12 protein-coding genes are annotated in these 15,322 nt (G+C 44.2%); 3 read left to right on the forward strand and 9 right to left on the reverse strand.

Going from position 1 to position 15,322, the window contains the following annotated elements:
* Nucleotides 1-167 precede the first annotated feature (167 nt).
* Nucleotides 168-1,073 carry a chemotaxis protein gene (locus INR79_RS23035; RefSeq protein ID WP_004398301.1) on the reverse strand — a complete coding sequence of 302 codons (906 nt, stop codon included), beginning with the start codon at nucleotides 1,071-1,073 and terminating at the stop codon, nucleotides 168-170.
* Between the two features lie 227 nt (nucleotides 1,074-1,300).
* Here INR79_RS23035 and ppiC point away from each other — a divergent pair, with 227 nt between their 5' ends.
* From ppiC to INR79_RS23050, 3 genes are all read left to right on the forward strand, one after another.
* Entirely contained in the window at nucleotides 1,301-1,579 is a 279-nt protein-coding gene (gene ppiC, locus INR79_RS23040; protein ID WP_004398302.1) for a peptidylprolyl isomerase PpiC, read from the forward strand.
* A 535-nt stretch (nucleotides 1,580-2,114) separates the two neighbouring features.
* Complete coding sequence (locus INR79_RS23045; protein WP_223100216.1) at nucleotides 2,115-2,381, forward strand: hypothetical protein; 267 nt, start codon at nucleotides 2,115-2,117, stop codon at nucleotides 2,379-2,381.
* 247 nt (nucleotides 2,382-2,628) lie between these two features.
* Nucleotides 2,629-3,132, forward strand: a complete 504-nt coding sequence (locus INR79_RS23050; protein WP_004398303.1) for a hypothetical protein — start codon at nucleotides 2,629-2,631, stop codon at nucleotides 3,130-3,132.
* Nucleotides 3,133-3,373: 241 nt separating this feature from the next.
* Here the strand turns inward: INR79_RS23050 and INR79_RS23055 are convergent, their stop codons facing one another.
* The 8 genes from INR79_RS23055 to INR79_RS23090 all read right to left on the reverse strand — a co-directional run bounded on the left by INR79_RS23055 (nucleotide 3,374) and on the right by INR79_RS23090 (nucleotide 15,309).
* Nucleotides 3,374-5,227, reverse strand: a complete 1,854-nt coding sequence (locus tag INR79_RS23055) for a 5'-nucleotidase C-terminal domain-containing protein (protein WP_022594151.1) — start codon at nucleotides 5,225-5,227, stop codon at nucleotides 3,374-3,376.
* 319 nt (nucleotides 5,228-5,546) lie between these two features.
* Nucleotides 5,547-6,899, reverse strand: a complete 1,353-nt coding sequence (locus INR79_RS23060; protein WP_223100218.1) for a TRAP transporter large permease subunit — start codon at nucleotides 6,897-6,899, stop codon at nucleotides 5,547-5,549.
* Nucleotides 6,889-7,476: a TRAP transporter small permease subunit gene (locus tag INR79_RS23065; RefSeq protein ID WP_223100220.1), complete on the reverse strand. Its 588-nt coding sequence runs from the start codon at nucleotides 7,474-7,476 to the stop codon at nucleotides 6,889-6,891. Before INR79_RS23065 ends, INR79_RS23060 begins: the two co-directional genes overlap by 11 nt.
* Before the next feature lie 67 nt (nucleotides 7,477-7,543).
* Nucleotides 7,544-8,623, reverse strand: a complete 1,080-nt coding sequence (locus tag INR79_RS23070; protein ID WP_022613891.1) for a TRAP transporter substrate-binding protein — start codon at nucleotides 8,621-8,623, stop codon at nucleotides 7,544-7,546.
* 74 nt (nucleotides 8,624-8,697) lie between these two features.
* The gene (locus INR79_RS23075; RefSeq protein WP_223100222.1) at nucleotides 8,698-9,729 is read right to left on the reverse strand and encodes an Mbeg1-like protein; all 1,032 of its coding nucleotides are present in this window, start codon (nucleotides 9,727-9,729) and stop codon (nucleotides 8,698-8,700) included.
* Between the two features lie 632 nt (nucleotides 9,730-10,361).
* A complete protein-coding gene (locus INR79_RS23080) occupies nucleotides 10,362-12,785 on the reverse strand; it encodes a PAS domain-containing hybrid sensor histidine kinase/response regulator (RefSeq protein WP_223097097.1) in 2,424 nt (807 codons plus the stop codon).
* Between the two features lie 21 nt (nucleotides 12,786-12,806).
* Nucleotides 12,807-14,033: an ABC transporter substrate-binding protein gene (locus INR79_RS23085; protein ID WP_223097099.1), complete on the reverse strand. Its 1,227-nt coding sequence runs from the start codon at nucleotides 14,031-14,033 to the stop codon at nucleotides 12,807-12,809.
* A gap of 166 nt (nucleotides 14,034-14,199) precedes the next feature.
* The gene (locus INR79_RS23090) at nucleotides 14,200-15,309 is read right to left on the reverse strand and encodes an extracellular solute-binding protein (protein ID WP_022561237.1); all 1,110 of its coding nucleotides are present in this window, start codon (nucleotides 15,307-15,309) and stop codon (nucleotides 14,200-14,202) included.
* Nucleotides 15,310-15,322 lie beyond the last annotated feature (13 nt).

The raw sequence follows: 15,322 nt of genomic DNA on the forward strand, positions 1-15,322 counted from the left end.
ACTTTGCTTATGAAACAGGTTGGGTTTGTTGATCTAGAGCAACGAATGACAGCAATTGAAATAGATTTCAAATTTATGTGAATTAGCGCATATTTGTGTTGGGGAGAAGGCAATAAAAAAGCCAGTATAAAACCGGCTTTTGTTAATAAAAGTGTCTGTAGCTTTTGCTAAGCGGTGCTTACAGATTCTTCAAGTTGTTTCGCTCCGCGTAGCATCGCCTGAACCAGCTCAGTCGCGTCAAACTTGGTCAACGCTTCATGTGCACCAACCTGATGTGCTCTGTCTACACAAATTTCACTTGAGAGCGAAGTATGAAGAATTCGATATGAGTTACTTAATGTCGTGTCGTTCTGAATTTCAAATGCCAGCTCGTAGCCATCCAGCCCTGGCATTTCAATATCGCTGACCAGAATATTGACGGGTTTGTGGTTATTTGCGTCGTTCTTCATCAGCTCAAGTGCATCCGCCCCGTTTTTACATACCTGATAAGGAATGTTTATACTATCTAATGCATCGGAAAGCTGTTTTCGAGCGATACTTGAGTCATCCACCAACAAAATACTAAGTGGTTTCAACCGCTCGCGTTCGACGTCGGTCAAAATAGGAATACGCTGACTGTCGTGCTCTGGGTATATTTTCGATAGCAGCAACTCTACATCCAGCATTTGAACAATTTTGTCTTCGTGTCGGGTAATGCCGGTTACAAAGACGTTGTCTCCGACCGTGTCTGGAGCTGATTCAATAGAGCGCCAGTCGCACTCGATGATCTTTTCAATATCACGAACCATAAACGCCACAATAGTACGCAGGCAGTCGGTTACGATAAGGTAACTGTTTTCGTATTCTTCCGGTGCAATTGGTCTGAACCCAATGGCTGCAGCCATGTCGATAACAGGCACTGTAAGATCACGAATAGGGATAGTACCAACCACATGAGGATGAGAATAAGGGATTTGTGTGGTAGGCGCATAAGGGACGATTTCCCGAACTTTAAGTGTGCCGATGGCAAAGCTCTGCTGAAGCGTCAATTTGAACATCAGCATTCCTTGAGACTGATTGGCTTTGCTTTTCATAAATGATTCCGGGTAGGTAAACTCACTTACATTTTACAATTAAACTTGGCATTTGGCTTCGGTTTAGATCAATTTAAGTGCGTCTATTTGTTTCTTTTACGGCTCATACGGTATTTGTTGTCGTATGTTGTTGAATTTTAGATTGTTTGCTTTCTAGCAAGACAAGGCATGAAGTTGGGCTGGCTTTCGGTTACAATCCGAGCCTTTCAAAACACTGAGACATTCCTATGGCAAGAACCGCAGCAGCATTACACATTTTGGTGAAACACAAAGACAAAGCCGACGACATTCTCGCACAGCTCAAGAAAGGTGCGAAGTTTCAGGCACTAGCCAAAAAATACTCGACTTGCCCATCAGGTAAAAAAGGTGGAGATCTTGGTGAATTTAAAAAAGGTCAGATGGTGCCTCAGTTCGACAAAGCGGTATTCACTGGAGAAATTCTGAAACCTTTTATTGTGAAAACGAAATTTGGCTGGCACGTAGTGAAAGTTCTTTACCGTACTTAGCCAAACAAACCTTTTTTGTAAGAAGTGCTATTGGATGCACTTTTTTGCTCCCTTTTCTCTAAAACCGTGAGAATTCAACATCTGAACTTAACAACCTTTGAATTTGTTAAGTTCAGATGTATGAGCGTCGTACTTCTCAGCGGTGAAAGCTCTTACTCCTAATCTCAGTCGAAAAACAACACCCCCTACACAACATTTATCCTAATAGTGAAAACTTTGGTATTAGAGCAATCATATGTGATCTCAGTGTGTTTAGTTATCGAACTGGCGTAGGCATCCCATCAAATAAACTCTATTTCAAAGTTGAGCAAAAAGCTTTACACGTGGGTCATTATCAATATAATGGATAAGGTTTAATATTAAATTAAATTGGATAAGAATGCTCAGTGACTAGATTTTGTGTGATTATTTTATTTCTTTTGTCATTCAATGTTCAATGTGATACTAATAAAATGATCGGTGTAAGTGCAACATATTCTAATGATCCAATATTTGCTCAGCGATATATAGGCTTAGAGGTGAGCCACTTCAATCAGTGGGGGCGATAGGTCACTATGGCAAAATTCAGTATTCCGAAAATAGCTTTGGTGCGGGTCTTGGTGTTATGACTCGATTGGGCGATTCACCTTTTCATCTTTATACCGGTGTTTCAAACAATATTTACGACGAATCTACTTCGATGATCGCATCGTATGGTTTAGACATCGGGTTCAAATACTCTGAAATGAACTCTTTGACGTATGGCTTTGGCTATAACGAAGCAAACAACGCCCTACAGTTTTCATTCGGGTTTTCTTTCTAACATGTTTCAAATGTATGGCATTACGCATATACCAAACTGATTCGTAATAAAAACATAGAATCAAGTTCATTCTGAACAAAATAAACCAGAGCTAAATTCCAAAATATAAAGAATTATTCGAAGTAAAAACTTATTCAATAGAATTGAATAGGTAGCTCAAGTTCCGTAACAAATGTTTCAATTTTCTTAAAATTGATATGTGGCATGAGGATAAACTTAGATTTACTAAGTTTTAAAGAGATAAGAAATGAAAATTATAGTAGTAACTTTGTTTTTATTCGTAAATTTTGTGAGCTTTAGTAGCAATGCCAATGTAATGAAATCTGGTGACTGGAAATACATTCAATCAGTTAATCTAGACGCGGGATTTAAAGAGACACTCGCTATGTCACTTGAGCGAGATAAAGTATCAGGTTACATAAAAACAGGTATGTCAATACAGCAATTGAAAGATGGATACAGTGTTCGATTCCTAAATCAGAATGTAAGGCTACACAGCTTAGATGACGTAAACGTAGACTACAGTGTCAACGAAAAGGATTTCAAGGCAGTAATGAGTAAGCCATACATCAATGAGGGAGGGCACAAGTATTTCACGCTCTATGAAGAGTTTATTGAAGGGTTTCTAAGAGATATTCAGCATGCCAACAAGTTGTTTATAAGAATCACACATAATGGAGATATTTTCGATTATTGTGTGAGCCTTAAAGGATTGGACTACATATCTAAGCATGTATTATCAATTCCATGACACGAATAAATTAATATGTTTGTTTTTGATGGAAGCATCATTGTGAAATACACTTCTCATTTCATTTTAATACATGTAATTAAGAATCATTCTAATTTAAGGTAATGGCAGGATTTATATTAGATAATGAAACTTGTATCTTATATTAAAATTTTTAATATGCTTAGCTGGGATAGTAGAAATACTATTTCTAAGAAGTAAAAGTCGACCAAGCAATTAACTTGGTCGACTTTGTTAGCAATTAGTTTGCTTTTGGAGTGAACTTCTGTGTACTACGATCTGCTTCAGCAACAGGTTTGATTTTCTGACCGTTAGCCGTCAAACCACGAACGTAATCGATGAAGGTTTCGGTGTAGAGCTTCAAAGTGTCTTCGTACTTAGACTTGTCAGCCGATACTTCACCAAAGGTTAGGTATCCATCTTTACCACCAGCGATGTAGTTGTTAGTTACAACAACCAGTTCTCTGTCGTCACTTAGCTTAGACCAAGTGCCGTCACCTTTCGCTTTAACTTCGAAATTGTGAACACGCTGACCCGCAGGGCGGTTGAAGTCTACGTCGTAACGAATACCCGCTGAGTATGGGTATGCACCGTCAGAGCCGTCTGCACTGTTATCTACAAACTCTAGGTACGCTTTATCTACCGCTTCGTTCAGTACTTTCTTAACCTGAGCACCAGTCATGGTCAGATTAACCATGGTGTTGTTGAAAGGAAGTACTTTAGTTGCACCAGCGACAGTGAACTTACCTTGAGTGATGTTTGCACGAGCACCACCACCGTTCTGAATTGCAACGTCTGCACGCTTTGTTTCAGCCAGGAACGCTTGCGCCACTAGGTCAGCAACTTGAGAACCGTGCTGGATGGTGTGAGTATCACAGCCGTCTGCACCGTTGTGTTTTTGTTGACCAGGAACACGCTCGTAGCAAAGTAGCTCTGTTGACTGAGCGATTTCTTTGTCTTTCAACTCATCCAGTTTCTGGGAGTAAGCAGACAGTGTTTTCTGTGTTGCTGCATCTGGCGTAACCTGAACCAGGTTTGGTTGAGCATTGATGTCTGCAACGATGGCTTCTAGCTCTGCACCAGTCACAGGCTGTCGTTTACCGTTTGAGTCTTTACGCTTAAAGTCTTGACCCATTAGCAGGTGAGGAGTACCAGAACAAGACGCGACTTTGTTGCCATCGAAGGAAACGGTTAGTTCACCTAGGATCTGGCTGTATTGCCAAGCCTGAGCGACACAAACTTGATCGCCGTCTTTGTTAGTTCTTAGTGTCGGGTAAGGCCCTTCGCTCTTAAGACCGACTGCGTCAAAGTCACCAAGCAATGTGTGTGAGTCACCACCGATGATCACATCAACGTCTGTCAGAGCTTCTGCAAGTTGCAAATCATTTGAGTACTGGTAGTGCGTCAGAAGAACGATTTTAGAAACGTCCTTAGACACTAACTCATCAATGTATTTTTGCGCTGTTTCGACTTCGTTCAAGAACTGAGTTGTTTCATCAGGGTTTGATGAGTTCATCGTCTTGTTAGCGATGTCGATACCAACAATACCGATTTTGTGATCGCCGTATTGTTTGATCGTGTATGGCTTGAAGTAATCATTTGCAGAATTTTGAGCAAGTGGAGAAACACCCTGCTTAGGAATAACGTTTGCCGCAAGAACTTCAGGAGGGCAGTTGCCCGCGTTCAACCAGTCAAGGAAGCGCGCAAGACCTGCATCGCCATCATCAAATTCGTGGTTACCAAGTGCGAAAGCATCGAAACACGCGTGGTTCATCAAGGCTGCATCTGCTTCGCCTTTGAACAGCGCGTAGTAAAGGGTACCTGAGATTGCATCACCCGCGTGGAGTTTTAGCACATTCTCATTTGCTTCAGCACGTTGGTTCAGCGCTGTAACCAGTGCCGGGAAACCACCAACTTGTGCATAAGTAGATTGACCAGCTAGCTTGAGCTTTTGACGAGAAGGCTCTAAGTGCGAGTGGTGATCGTTAACGTGTAAGATTGTCAGATCGAATGGAGAAGTATTCGATTTGCTTGTTGCGCATCCTGAAGCAACCACTGCCGACAAGATGGCCAATGCCAATGGGCTAGTTTTCATTTTTCGTCCCTACAATTTGATTATTAGAAGGTTGGCGTTTTCACAGCTCCTCATTATAGGTTTGAAATGAAAATTTTTTTGAACTTACATAGGAATATTGAGAATAACGTCGAAAAATATTATTTGGTTACAATAAAAATGTGAGATTTATCAATAAGAGTAAGTAAAATGTAACCTAAATGTGGTTCTGGCTACTCAAAAATGAGAATCGCTTCCAAGAAAAAAGATCTTCAAAAGACTTCTGACAGGTAAGGTCAGCAACTGACGATGTTGCCCTGCACATGAGTGAATACAAGGCAAACCGCTTTTCGTTATCTCGTTATCCGTAAGCCACTCCAGGTAGCCAGGTCACGATTTGTTGGAAGTTGAATACAATTCCCAGAGCGATAACCTGCAGAATAATAAAGGGTATAACGCCCCGATAAATGTTACCTATAGTGACGCCATCTGGCGCAACTCCCTTCATGTAAAAGAGCGCAAAGCCGACTGGCGGGGTTAAGAATGACGTTTGCAGGCATACTGCGAATAAAACTGTAAACCAGATCAAATCAAACCCAAGTGAAGAGACAACGGGTGCTACCAGTGGTAACACAATTAACGTTATCTCGATCCAGTCCAAAAAGAAGCCCAGTAAAAATACGGCAATCAGAATCGCGATAATAATACCGTTAGGGCTCATATCTAGGTTCGTTAACGCACCCTCTATTAATTCATCCCCTCCAAGACCTCTTAGCACCAGTGAAAACGCTGTTGCTCCAACAAATAAAGCGAAAATAAAGGCCGTCGTTTTTGTGGTTTCTTCACCGACTTCTTTCAAAACCGTCCGGTTTAATGCACCTTTCGACCAGGCAAGAAGCGTTGCCCCTGCTGCTCCCACACCTGAAGCTTCAGTCGGGGTCGCGATGCCAAAGAAAATCGACCCCAATACCGCCACAATCAAACTGGCAGGAGCAAGCACCGCTCTGAAAACCTGCAAGATTACAAAGATTGATACAGGCTCGGCATTTTCTGCAAGAGGTGCTTTTTGAGGGAAAAGAAGCCCCGTTATGGCGATGTAACCGACATAGAGGGCAGCAAGCAGAAGACCGGGGAAAAGCGCACCCAAAAACAGATCGCCCACGGACAACCCAATTCTATCTCCCATCATCACCAGCATAATGCTCGGCGGAATCAAAATTCCCAGTGTTCCCGTCGCGCAAACTGTCCCACAAGCCAAAGACTTAGAGTACCCTTGTTTAAGCATTAGGGGGATACCAAGCACAGACAGAAGCACCACGGCAGCGCCAATAATTCCTGTGGAAGCGGCTAGCAGCAACCCTACAATAGTGACGGTGATTGCCAAGCCACCACGTACCCGACCAAACAAACGAACGAGATTCGTCATCAGATCCTGTGCGACACCCGATCGATCCAGCATCAGACCCATGTAGATAAACATAGGTAGGGCAACCAGAACCCAATTGTTCATGGTGTCCCAAATGCGTGGAATCACAATGGAAACGTATTGCCAGTCTATACCAATCCACGTATCAGCCCATGTATCTAGGCTAAGCGCGATGGCAGAAAATAAAATTGAAACTCCACCCAAAATCCAGGCGACCGGAAAGCCTGAAAAAAGAAGAATAATAAAAGTGGCAAACATACCTATCGCTAGAATCTCATTAATTTCCATTCGTCCCTCCAATACGGCTGAACTTTCCTGAAATCAAAGCCGCAATGATTCGAGATAAACGAGAAACCACGGCAAAAGAGAGAAACACAAAGCCAACCAAGAGTATAGACTTGATGAACCAGCGATAAGGCAAACCACCAGGGGCGGCTGAAACTTCACTCAGTTGCCAGGAATAGGCGATAAACGGAATCGAGTAGTAGACAACCACAAATACAAACGGAGCAAGCAGAGTCAGGATACCGACAAGCTCAATCCAGCATTTGGTTTTTATCGAGAAGTTATCGTAAAGAATGTCAACCCGTACGTGGGAATCGGTGATGAAACAGTAGCTCAAACCAATGAGCCAGCCTGCAGAATACAAATGCCATTGAAGCTCTTCAAATTCCACCCGACCTTCTCCTATCAGGTAGCGCATAAGTACGTTAAAAACGATGATGGACATCAGTAATGGCCAGATCCAAATCATGCCGTCGTTCACTCGGTTAATGACTTTGTCCAGCACAGAAGACAAGGCAGTATCTGGTAGGTGGTTAAGAAGTGCCTTGTTATTGGAATCTGGCAGTAATACAGAGCTCATGTACAGCTTCCTCCGTAAAAAACTGGCGCCAAAACAAGGCGCCATAAATTGTGACTATTCGCAAATCCTAATATTTGTTTGGCAGGTAAGCTCGGGACTTCCATACCTTATATTCCTCGGCAAAGGCTTGCTGAGATTGGTAGATTTCTTTGAAGTCAGCGTCTTTCGCGGAAATTTCGCTCATGACTTCGTCGGTCAAAGATTTCAGCTGATCCAAAACATCGTCGGGCAATTGTCTTGCCGTTACATTCTTGGCTTCAAAACCATTGATGACTGACCCCTGAAGTGCTTCGCCTCGCGTCAGAGCGCGGAAAGTGCCCGCAGTACACGCCATGTCGATCATCGCTCTCTGACCATCGGTTAATGAGTTCCAAGTGTCGGTATTCACAACGAGGTGAGACGCCGTAAAGGTCTGATGCCATCCTGGGAAATAGTTGTTCTTGGCGATTTTATCGAAGCCCATCATTTGGTCGATTGCTGGCATCGAGAACTCACTGGCGTCTATCGCCCCTTTTTCCAGTGCAGGGAAAATTTCTCCACCCGGAAGAACGGTGACAGAAGCTCCTGCTTTTTGCATGACTTTGCCACCAAGACCAGCAAAGCGAATTTTCAAACCTTCAATGTCTTTAAGACTTTTTAGCTCCTTCTTAAACCATCCCGCCGTTTCAGGACCAATAACCGAACACAAAACAGGGTGGATGTTGTGTTTTGCATAGAGCTTTTCTGCGAGTTTTTTGCCTTCTCCGTCATACCACCAGGACGCATAAGCCCATGGTTCCATCCCAAATGGCACAGCAGCAAACAGAGCAGCGGCGGGAATTTTGCCCTGATCGTAACCGAGCCAGGTGTAGCCAGCATTAAGCTGTTTGTTTTTCACCGCTTCCGTTATCCCGAATGGCGGAACCAGTTTCCCAGGCTCGTAAATCTTAAACTGGATATTGCCATTACTCGCTTCCTTGATTTGTTCTGAAACGTATTTGATTGGGTCACCAAGTGCGGGTAAATGAGTACCGAATACCGCTTGTACTTTCCATCGTACTTTTTCATTTGCCGATGCAGGCAAACTGATCAGTGTTGAAGCAGAAATGGCGACGGCAATTGCGATGTTGAGGCGTTGCTTTTTTGAATTAAGAGTAAGAGTTTTCATAGTAAACACCTTTTTTATTAGGGGCAGATGTGGCTACCCCATAAATTAATAAGAGACGACTATTGGCGTGTAAGCTAAAGCCCCAAATCTGCCAGAAGGCTTGGTAATGAATTAATGGCGAAGTTGGTTTGCCAGAAAAGAATGTCTAGCGTGTCGTCTGTCCAGTCGACATAAAACATCGCAGTGAAACTGTTGATGTCGTTGTCTATGGAGGTGTAGTCGTTCGTATTTACTCGATAGATTGGCTGAGATAAGAACATCAGCTCCTCTTTGAGAGGCGTTGTAAAATGGCGGGTTAGTCCGTTGTTCACTATAAACAGAGGTGTGAATCGATCTGCTGACAAGTAATGGATATCACCGTATTGCTTGGATGTCGGACCCAAGGTATCGGCATCTTGCTGGTAGTCGAGATCGGAAACAAATTCTCCCTCTAAATTGTAATTGGTAATTTGGCTCGCATTGGTGTTCCACTGGTTAGAAGGTTTACCTTGATTGCTATGGACGAGCTTAATTTCTTCCAGCACGGCATTTGCCAAACCAGCAGCATCAAATACGGTTGCAGGATCACCCGTTGTTATTGCAGCCGCAGTGGCTAAGCCTCCGCCTAAACTGTGTCCGGTATAGTGAATCTGATAGCCCGAATATCGGTTCTTAATGTCTTGCGATTTTTCAATCGCCATCGCGTACTGCGCTGGCACCATGTCCTGAACCATAATGCCGTTGGTTACCCAGTCTGATGTACCCAGTTCACTTCCACGAAATGCGACAACCACCTTATTTGATTTGGTGTAGATGCCCGCGTAAAAACCCGAATCATAATCAACCACGTTTTCAACTCGATTCCAGCCTTGTGGAGCGCCATTGGTGGTGTGTACGACTTCGGCAAATTCCAGGTATTTCAACGCATCAGCAGATTGATTAATAGAAGGTGGCTGATGAGTTTTGTAGGTCGTACCCGTCGTGTTGGCGGTGTCGGTGTAGTTTGGAACCAGTACGGCTTCAATATAAGCGCCGACACTGTTGGCTTCATCTGTGGTTAAGGCGAAACTTTGAGTCGAAGCGAGACCCAGACAAATCGTTCCCGCAAGCGTGTATTTCAGTTTCATGCTCATTTCCTTAAGTCTTATCGTTGTATCCATTCAGTGATATTCATTCCATTGTAGGTAGGTAATGGCGTTCATTAGAATATCCTTTTTTATTATATTGAGACCAAAAGTCTCAATATAACGATAGGCTAGTGTGTTTATGGCTCAGGTTCAATACGATTTTGGTCACGTATTTCTGATGAACTAACAGGTAGATGTGGTTTGTTTTGGCTATTTATTGAGCTTAATGTCAGAAAAATAAAGAGATTTGGACTCAAGGAAAGGGAAGGATGATGTTTACAACCATTTAACATGAATGGTTAATTGTGTGATTGGGATCTCTTTTGAAATAGGATGCGCGGGATCAACTAGAGTGATCCCACGGTTTTAGGGTCTGTTGACCTTTCGAGCTGATTTTTGCAGCGATTTGTGGGTTCTTTATACAAGGCAGCGCTTATTCGGTGTAGCCGTTCTACATCAATAAGCGGTAACACAGTAGAAAGGAGCCACAAATGCTGCCCAAAGGGTTCCTTTCTATGTGCTTTACTCTTTGTTGCAAGGTATTTGCTTAGAATGACTAAGCTAAAGACCTTGCGCCGCGATTAAAACACATAGAACTCGAACAAAATTTAACCGCGAAAGGTTAACAGACCCTAGGCAACGAGCTGGTCGTGCAGTCGATGTAGCATGTCGTCCAGATGGGCTTCTTTGAGTGGTTTTACCAACACTTCGTCGCAACCGGCATTCATCATCGCATCACGAGTTGTGGCGTAAGCATCGGCAGTACAACCTATGATGATGGAACTTTGTCCACTGACTTCCTGAGCGCGAATGACTTGCGTTGCCTGAATGCCATCCATCTCTGGCATGTGATTATCCATCAAAATAATTGGATAGAAATTCTTGTCTGCCATATCAACGGCGATTTGCCCGTTCATTGCTATATCACACTCAAAGCCTCGCGCCTTCATGAACTTTTCGATAATCATGATGTTGACGCGATTGTCTTCAACGATAAGCACTTTGCGTCCCATACCTTGATAACTTTGAGTTGGTTTCTCGGTAAGTTCATGCTCAGAGCGTCCAGCACGTAAGCCAAATGAGGCGGTGAAGATACTGCCTAATCCCGACTTGCTTGTGAGCGCAATTTGACCGTCCATGGCTTCGCAAATCTGCTTAGCAATAGCCAGCCCAAGCCCGGTTCCACCATAGTTACGAGTGGTACTGGACTCTGCCTGAATAAAGGGATCGAAAATGGACTGCTGCCGATCGCTTGAAATACCTATTCCCGTGTCTTCGACACGCACAATCAAGTGATGCTGCTCACTGGACTGAACCTCAAATCCTACTTTGATTTGTCCCTCCTCGGTGAACTTGGTCGCGTTGCTGACCAGGTTTGCAATAACCTGTCGAACTCGCTCTTTGTCGCCAAACAGCCAGACGGATTCATCAATCGAATGTACACATTCAAACTCAATCCCTTTATCGGTGCATAGTGGGGAATAGGTGGACTCTATCTCCTGAATAAGAGGCAGAAGCTGGAAGTTACCGGGGCTGAGAACCAATTTCCCAGCTTCGATTTTCGAGAAATCAAGTAAGTCATTGAGCAGCGTCATCATGTGTGAGCCAGAATGACAAAGCGTATCAATGTACTCTCGCTGCATGGTTGAAAGCTCGGTCTTTTGCATTAACTGAGCAATACCGAGTATACCGTTCATCGGGGTTCTGATTTCATGGCTGATGCTGGCAAGGAAGTGTGATTTCGCTGTGTTTGCCGATTCCGCTTTTGTTAACGCCTCTTTGAGTGAAGCCTGCATCTTCTGTTTTTCAGAAATATCCCGTTCGACTGCAATGAAACCTTCAAGGCGACCCTGTTCGTCATGCACAGGGGTAATGTCGATGTCGATCCAGTAAGATTTGCCGGATTTGCTGTAATTGAGGATTTCTTCACGTACGTGGCGTTTTTCGATGATGGCTTTTCGAAGCCGGTGTTTGGTTTCGTGATTGGTATCTGGACCTTGCAGCAGCGAACCGGGTTTACGACCGATGATCTCTTTAGGTTCATATTCCGTCAGTTGAGTAAATGCTTGGTTCACCCAGGTAACCAGACCATGTGTATCGGTAATGATGATCACATCTTTCGCGTGGCGCGCGACCTTTGCCAGCCTGCGTGATTCCGCTTCCTGACGCTTCAGTAATTCTGAAGATTCAGCCAGCTTCTTTCGAGACTTCGCCAGCTCTTCGAAGGGCTGAACCATAATCTTGCTACCAAGGAAATAGGAACCGATAAGACAGACCGAAAGGGTAATGAAAGTGGTGGTAGCCAACCGATAAAGCAGGGTACTTCTCTGTTTATCTTCAGAAGCGGTATTGACCGCGTAAAGCAAGGTTAAGCCAGAATCGTTAATGGGGACTTCGGCGATTCGCCAGTTGACTCCTTCAGGGGCTTCGGGGACGACGCCTGTTTCAAATTGACGAAGTGCTACCCAGCGCTGTCCATCATTGGTCAATGCTGAAAAAAACTCTTTGTCCTTGAACAGAAACTCAACCTGAAGAACGCCTTCGACCGAATTGTTGTAGGTGATGGGAAGAAACATCCAGAAGTACAGTTTTCTTCCCTTCTTAATTAGGGAGACAATGGAAGAACCATTGTGAGAGAAAATTCTTTCAACGGAGGTAGCAGCCAGAAGTTTATTCCCAGTGAGATTGATTTCGCTGAATACAACATCGTTGGCGATATCAAACAGGGCGACACTGACGGACTCTTTGAATATCCGATCCTGATTAATGTGGTCGCGGATTTCTAGGTTGTTTACCGAATTCCCCATTGCTGCACTCACCAAAACGGGGGATGTCGACATCTGCTTGAATGCAACCTGCCTATCCAGTAAATACTGATTCAAATAGCGCTTGGCGGTTTCCTGTTCGACCTTAGATGCTTCGGTTTGCAGAGCACTGATCGTTGTCTTACTTTGATGATTGATTGCGAAGCCGCCAATCACTGCAAACAAGACGGCAACGATTGCGATGAAGGTGACGAACAAATGTCTCGCAGACAAAGATTTTAGCAGTCGCAAACTACAGCTCCTGTATTAATGCTATCGACCAGCGATAACCGAAATGTTGTTGTCCTGATTGAATGTTGCCATGCAAAGGTCATCTAACCCTAGCGCTTCATGCGCGTCTTTGTTCGATTCAGAATACGTTGTAAAAGGTTTGTCGTAACGCTTTACCAAGCCCTGAACCGGTGACTGAATGTTTTCGAGCGCGATTCTTAGCTTGTCTCGGTTATTGACCATTTCACCTTCAAGCTCTATTTCAGATAGAGCCTGAATCAATAATTTGCTCAAATCGTACCCGTGAATAAATCCAGTCGGTGCCACGATATCATTGGCGGATTTTATCTGTTTTGGAAACAGTGCCTTAGCTCGGGTCAACACGCTGGTGGATAGTTCGGTTTCAGGTGAAGACAGGAAGGAAAAACAGGTCTGGACGACATAGAGATCCAGTTTTTGTCTTGTCTCATGGGGAACCTGAACCGCAAAATCTCCCCCTGTGATTCCCCAGTGGCTGATAATAGGGAGTCGCTCTTCTTCTGGGAATGACGCCATCGCGTTAACAATGTGTTTTCCTTCAGCGGCGTTGGACACCATCAGCACGCAGTCGGCACCGGAACGCTGAACTTCTCGGATCTTGATTCTTGCTCCGGGTTCATTGATTCCCCAGTTAAACCAGGTCACGGTGGGTGTCAGGTTAAGCAAATCTTTAATGGCAGCAGTCATATTACGCTGGTTTGATTTTCCCCAAGGGGTTTCCTCTAACAGCAAATGAGGGTTTTTACACTGGGTTTGAGTCACGGCGAAGTTTGCCAGCCTAGCCCCGGCTTTGGTGTCGTCAACAGACAGCCTGAATACCCAGTTTTCACTGCTTGGATGGCGAGTAATTGGTGCACCAGCAGCCCACGGGACGAGGGTAAGAATCTGATTGTCGTTAATATACTGGCGGTATTTGATAAGTGGAGGCGAATGAAGACCAGCGAAAATGACTAAGGCGTTGGGATCCTTCTTATAGATCGCCATGTGCTTTTTGCTTCGAACCGAATTACCTCGATGGTCGAGAGTGACAAAGCGGATGTCATGACCCTGAATCGTATTACCAATTTCGTCGAAAGCTGTGCGTATTCCTTGCTCAATAGAGGTTGCGGATTCAATGTAGCCAGTTCGATCCGCATCCAGATATATATTGATGTATGAGTCGTTAGCGACAGCAGAGAAGGGCATCAATAGCCCTAATGTCATGCCGAGCAGGTTGCGAATTTTTACCATCGTCCGTAAGCCTTTTAACGCAATGAGTTAATTGATTTTATTACAGTATAGGCAGTAATCTGGATTTAAACAGGCAACTTTGAAGAGATATCAGATGTTTAAATAATGAGCCTTGCTGGGGACAAAGCTCATTGAATTAAGGCGCTGAAACAGCGCCTGTTGGGGATTATTTCATTAAGACTTTCTGAGTAAACTGCTTACTCATCTCTTTACCGTAAACGGCGTTAAACGGCAGAGTAGAACGGCTACGCATTTCCTGAGAAACCAAAGCCTGACTGGAATCTGCTTTTGGATGCTGAGGAGCGACACCAAATTTCGCATTCAGTGCAGATTGTGTTTCTGCACTGGTCAGCCAATGTAAGAAGAGCACCGAAGCTGCCTTTCGTTGGCTGTTTTTCGCAATTGCCGCGAAGTTTGCACCACCCGACATCCCAAACTCAGGGATGTAGAATTTCAGACGAGAGGTGATTGCGCCACGTTTTTGCAAACCAGCCAAGTGGTCTTCCCATGCAGGAGCAATCACAATTTCACCATCGTTGATTCGGGTTAAGCTATCGGCGTTAGAAGCGGTAATCACCATTTGCTCTTCATTTTGGTTAAACCAGTCCCAGGTTTTTTGCCATTTCTGTGTCACTGAAGAACTCAGCTTTTTGCCTTTTGGCTCACCAGAATAACTGCGGATCGCGGCTTCAATGAATCGTCCGCCAGATCCGCCGCCGTTTGGATCGTTCACACCAAACGATTTAGGGTTGTCCTGTATGTATTGCGTTAAATCTGCAAAGCTTTGGGGTAAATCTTTCTCTTCAATACGTGCAGGGTCGTACGCCATACCTGTTTGGTTACCCCAAAATGTGACCGCGTAACCTTCGGAGTCGAACCCTTCACTTTCTGTTTTGAGTGATTCGATTTCCGGCAGCACATCCAGTTTCAGTAATACTTTCTCTGGTGAGAAAATTTTAATGTTGGAAGCACCAAGAGCGATGACGTCCAGCTTCCCTTTTTCACGTTTACTTTCAGCAATCAGCTTGTTTCGGTTACCGTCTAACGTGCCTTCGGGAATGCGAACTTTGATTCCATACTTGTCCTCAAATCCTTTTACAAACTCTCGCCAGCCAGGCTGGAGGTACCAGACCGCAAAGCTGACGGTACCTTCTTTTTTTGCCTGATCTTCGATTTCCTTCCATGTCATCTTAGTGACGTCATAAGCGTAAGCCGACGTCGCAACGCATGCGGCTACGCCGACCAGCAGCGCCTTCAAGGGGTTAAATTTAAACATAGTATCCTCTACT

The sequence above is a fragment of the Vibrio sp. SCSIO 43132 genome, assembly GCF_019904195.1.
Classification (GTDB): Bacteria; Pseudomonadota; Gammaproteobacteria; order Enterobacterales; family Vibrionaceae; genus Vibrio; species Vibrio nigripulchritudo.

Coding starts and splice junctions, on each gene's coding strand:
- INR79_RS23035 (WP_004398301.1), bottom strand. CDS start 1,073: ATGAAAAGCAAAGCCAATCAGTCTCAAGGAATGCTGATGTTCAAATTG.
- ppiC (WP_004398302.1), top strand. CDS start 1,301: ATGGCAAGAACCGCAGCAGCATTACACATTTTGGTGAAACACAAAGAC.
- INR79_RS23050 (WP_004398303.1), top strand. CDS start 2,629: ATGAAAATTATAGTAGTAACTTTGTTTTTATTCGTAAATTTTGTGAGC.
- INR79_RS23055 (WP_022594151.1), bottom strand. CDS start 5,227: ATGAAAACTAGCCCATTGGCATTGGCCATCTTGTCGGCAGTGGTTGCT.
- INR79_RS23060 (WP_223100218.1), bottom strand. CDS start 6,899: ATGGAAATTAATGAGATTCTAGCGATAGGTATGTTTGCCACTTTTATT.
- INR79_RS23065 (WP_223100220.1), bottom strand. CDS start 7,476: ATGAGCTCTGTATTACTGCCAGATTCCAATAACAAGGCACTTCTTAAC.
- INR79_RS23070 (WP_022613891.1), bottom strand. CDS start 8,623: ATGAAAACTCTTACTCTTAATTCAAAAAAGCAACGCCTCAACATCGCA.
- INR79_RS23075 (WP_223100222.1), bottom strand. CDS start 9,729: ATGAAACTGAAATACACGCTTGCGGGAACGATTTGTCTGGGTCTCGCT.
- INR79_RS23085 (WP_223097099.1), bottom strand. CDS start 14,033: ATGGTAAAAATTCGCAACCTGCTCGGCATGACATTAGGGCTATTGATG.
- INR79_RS23090 (WP_022561237.1), bottom strand. CDS start 15,309: ATGTTTAAATTTAACCCCTTGAAGGCGCTGCTGGTCGGCGTAGCCGCA.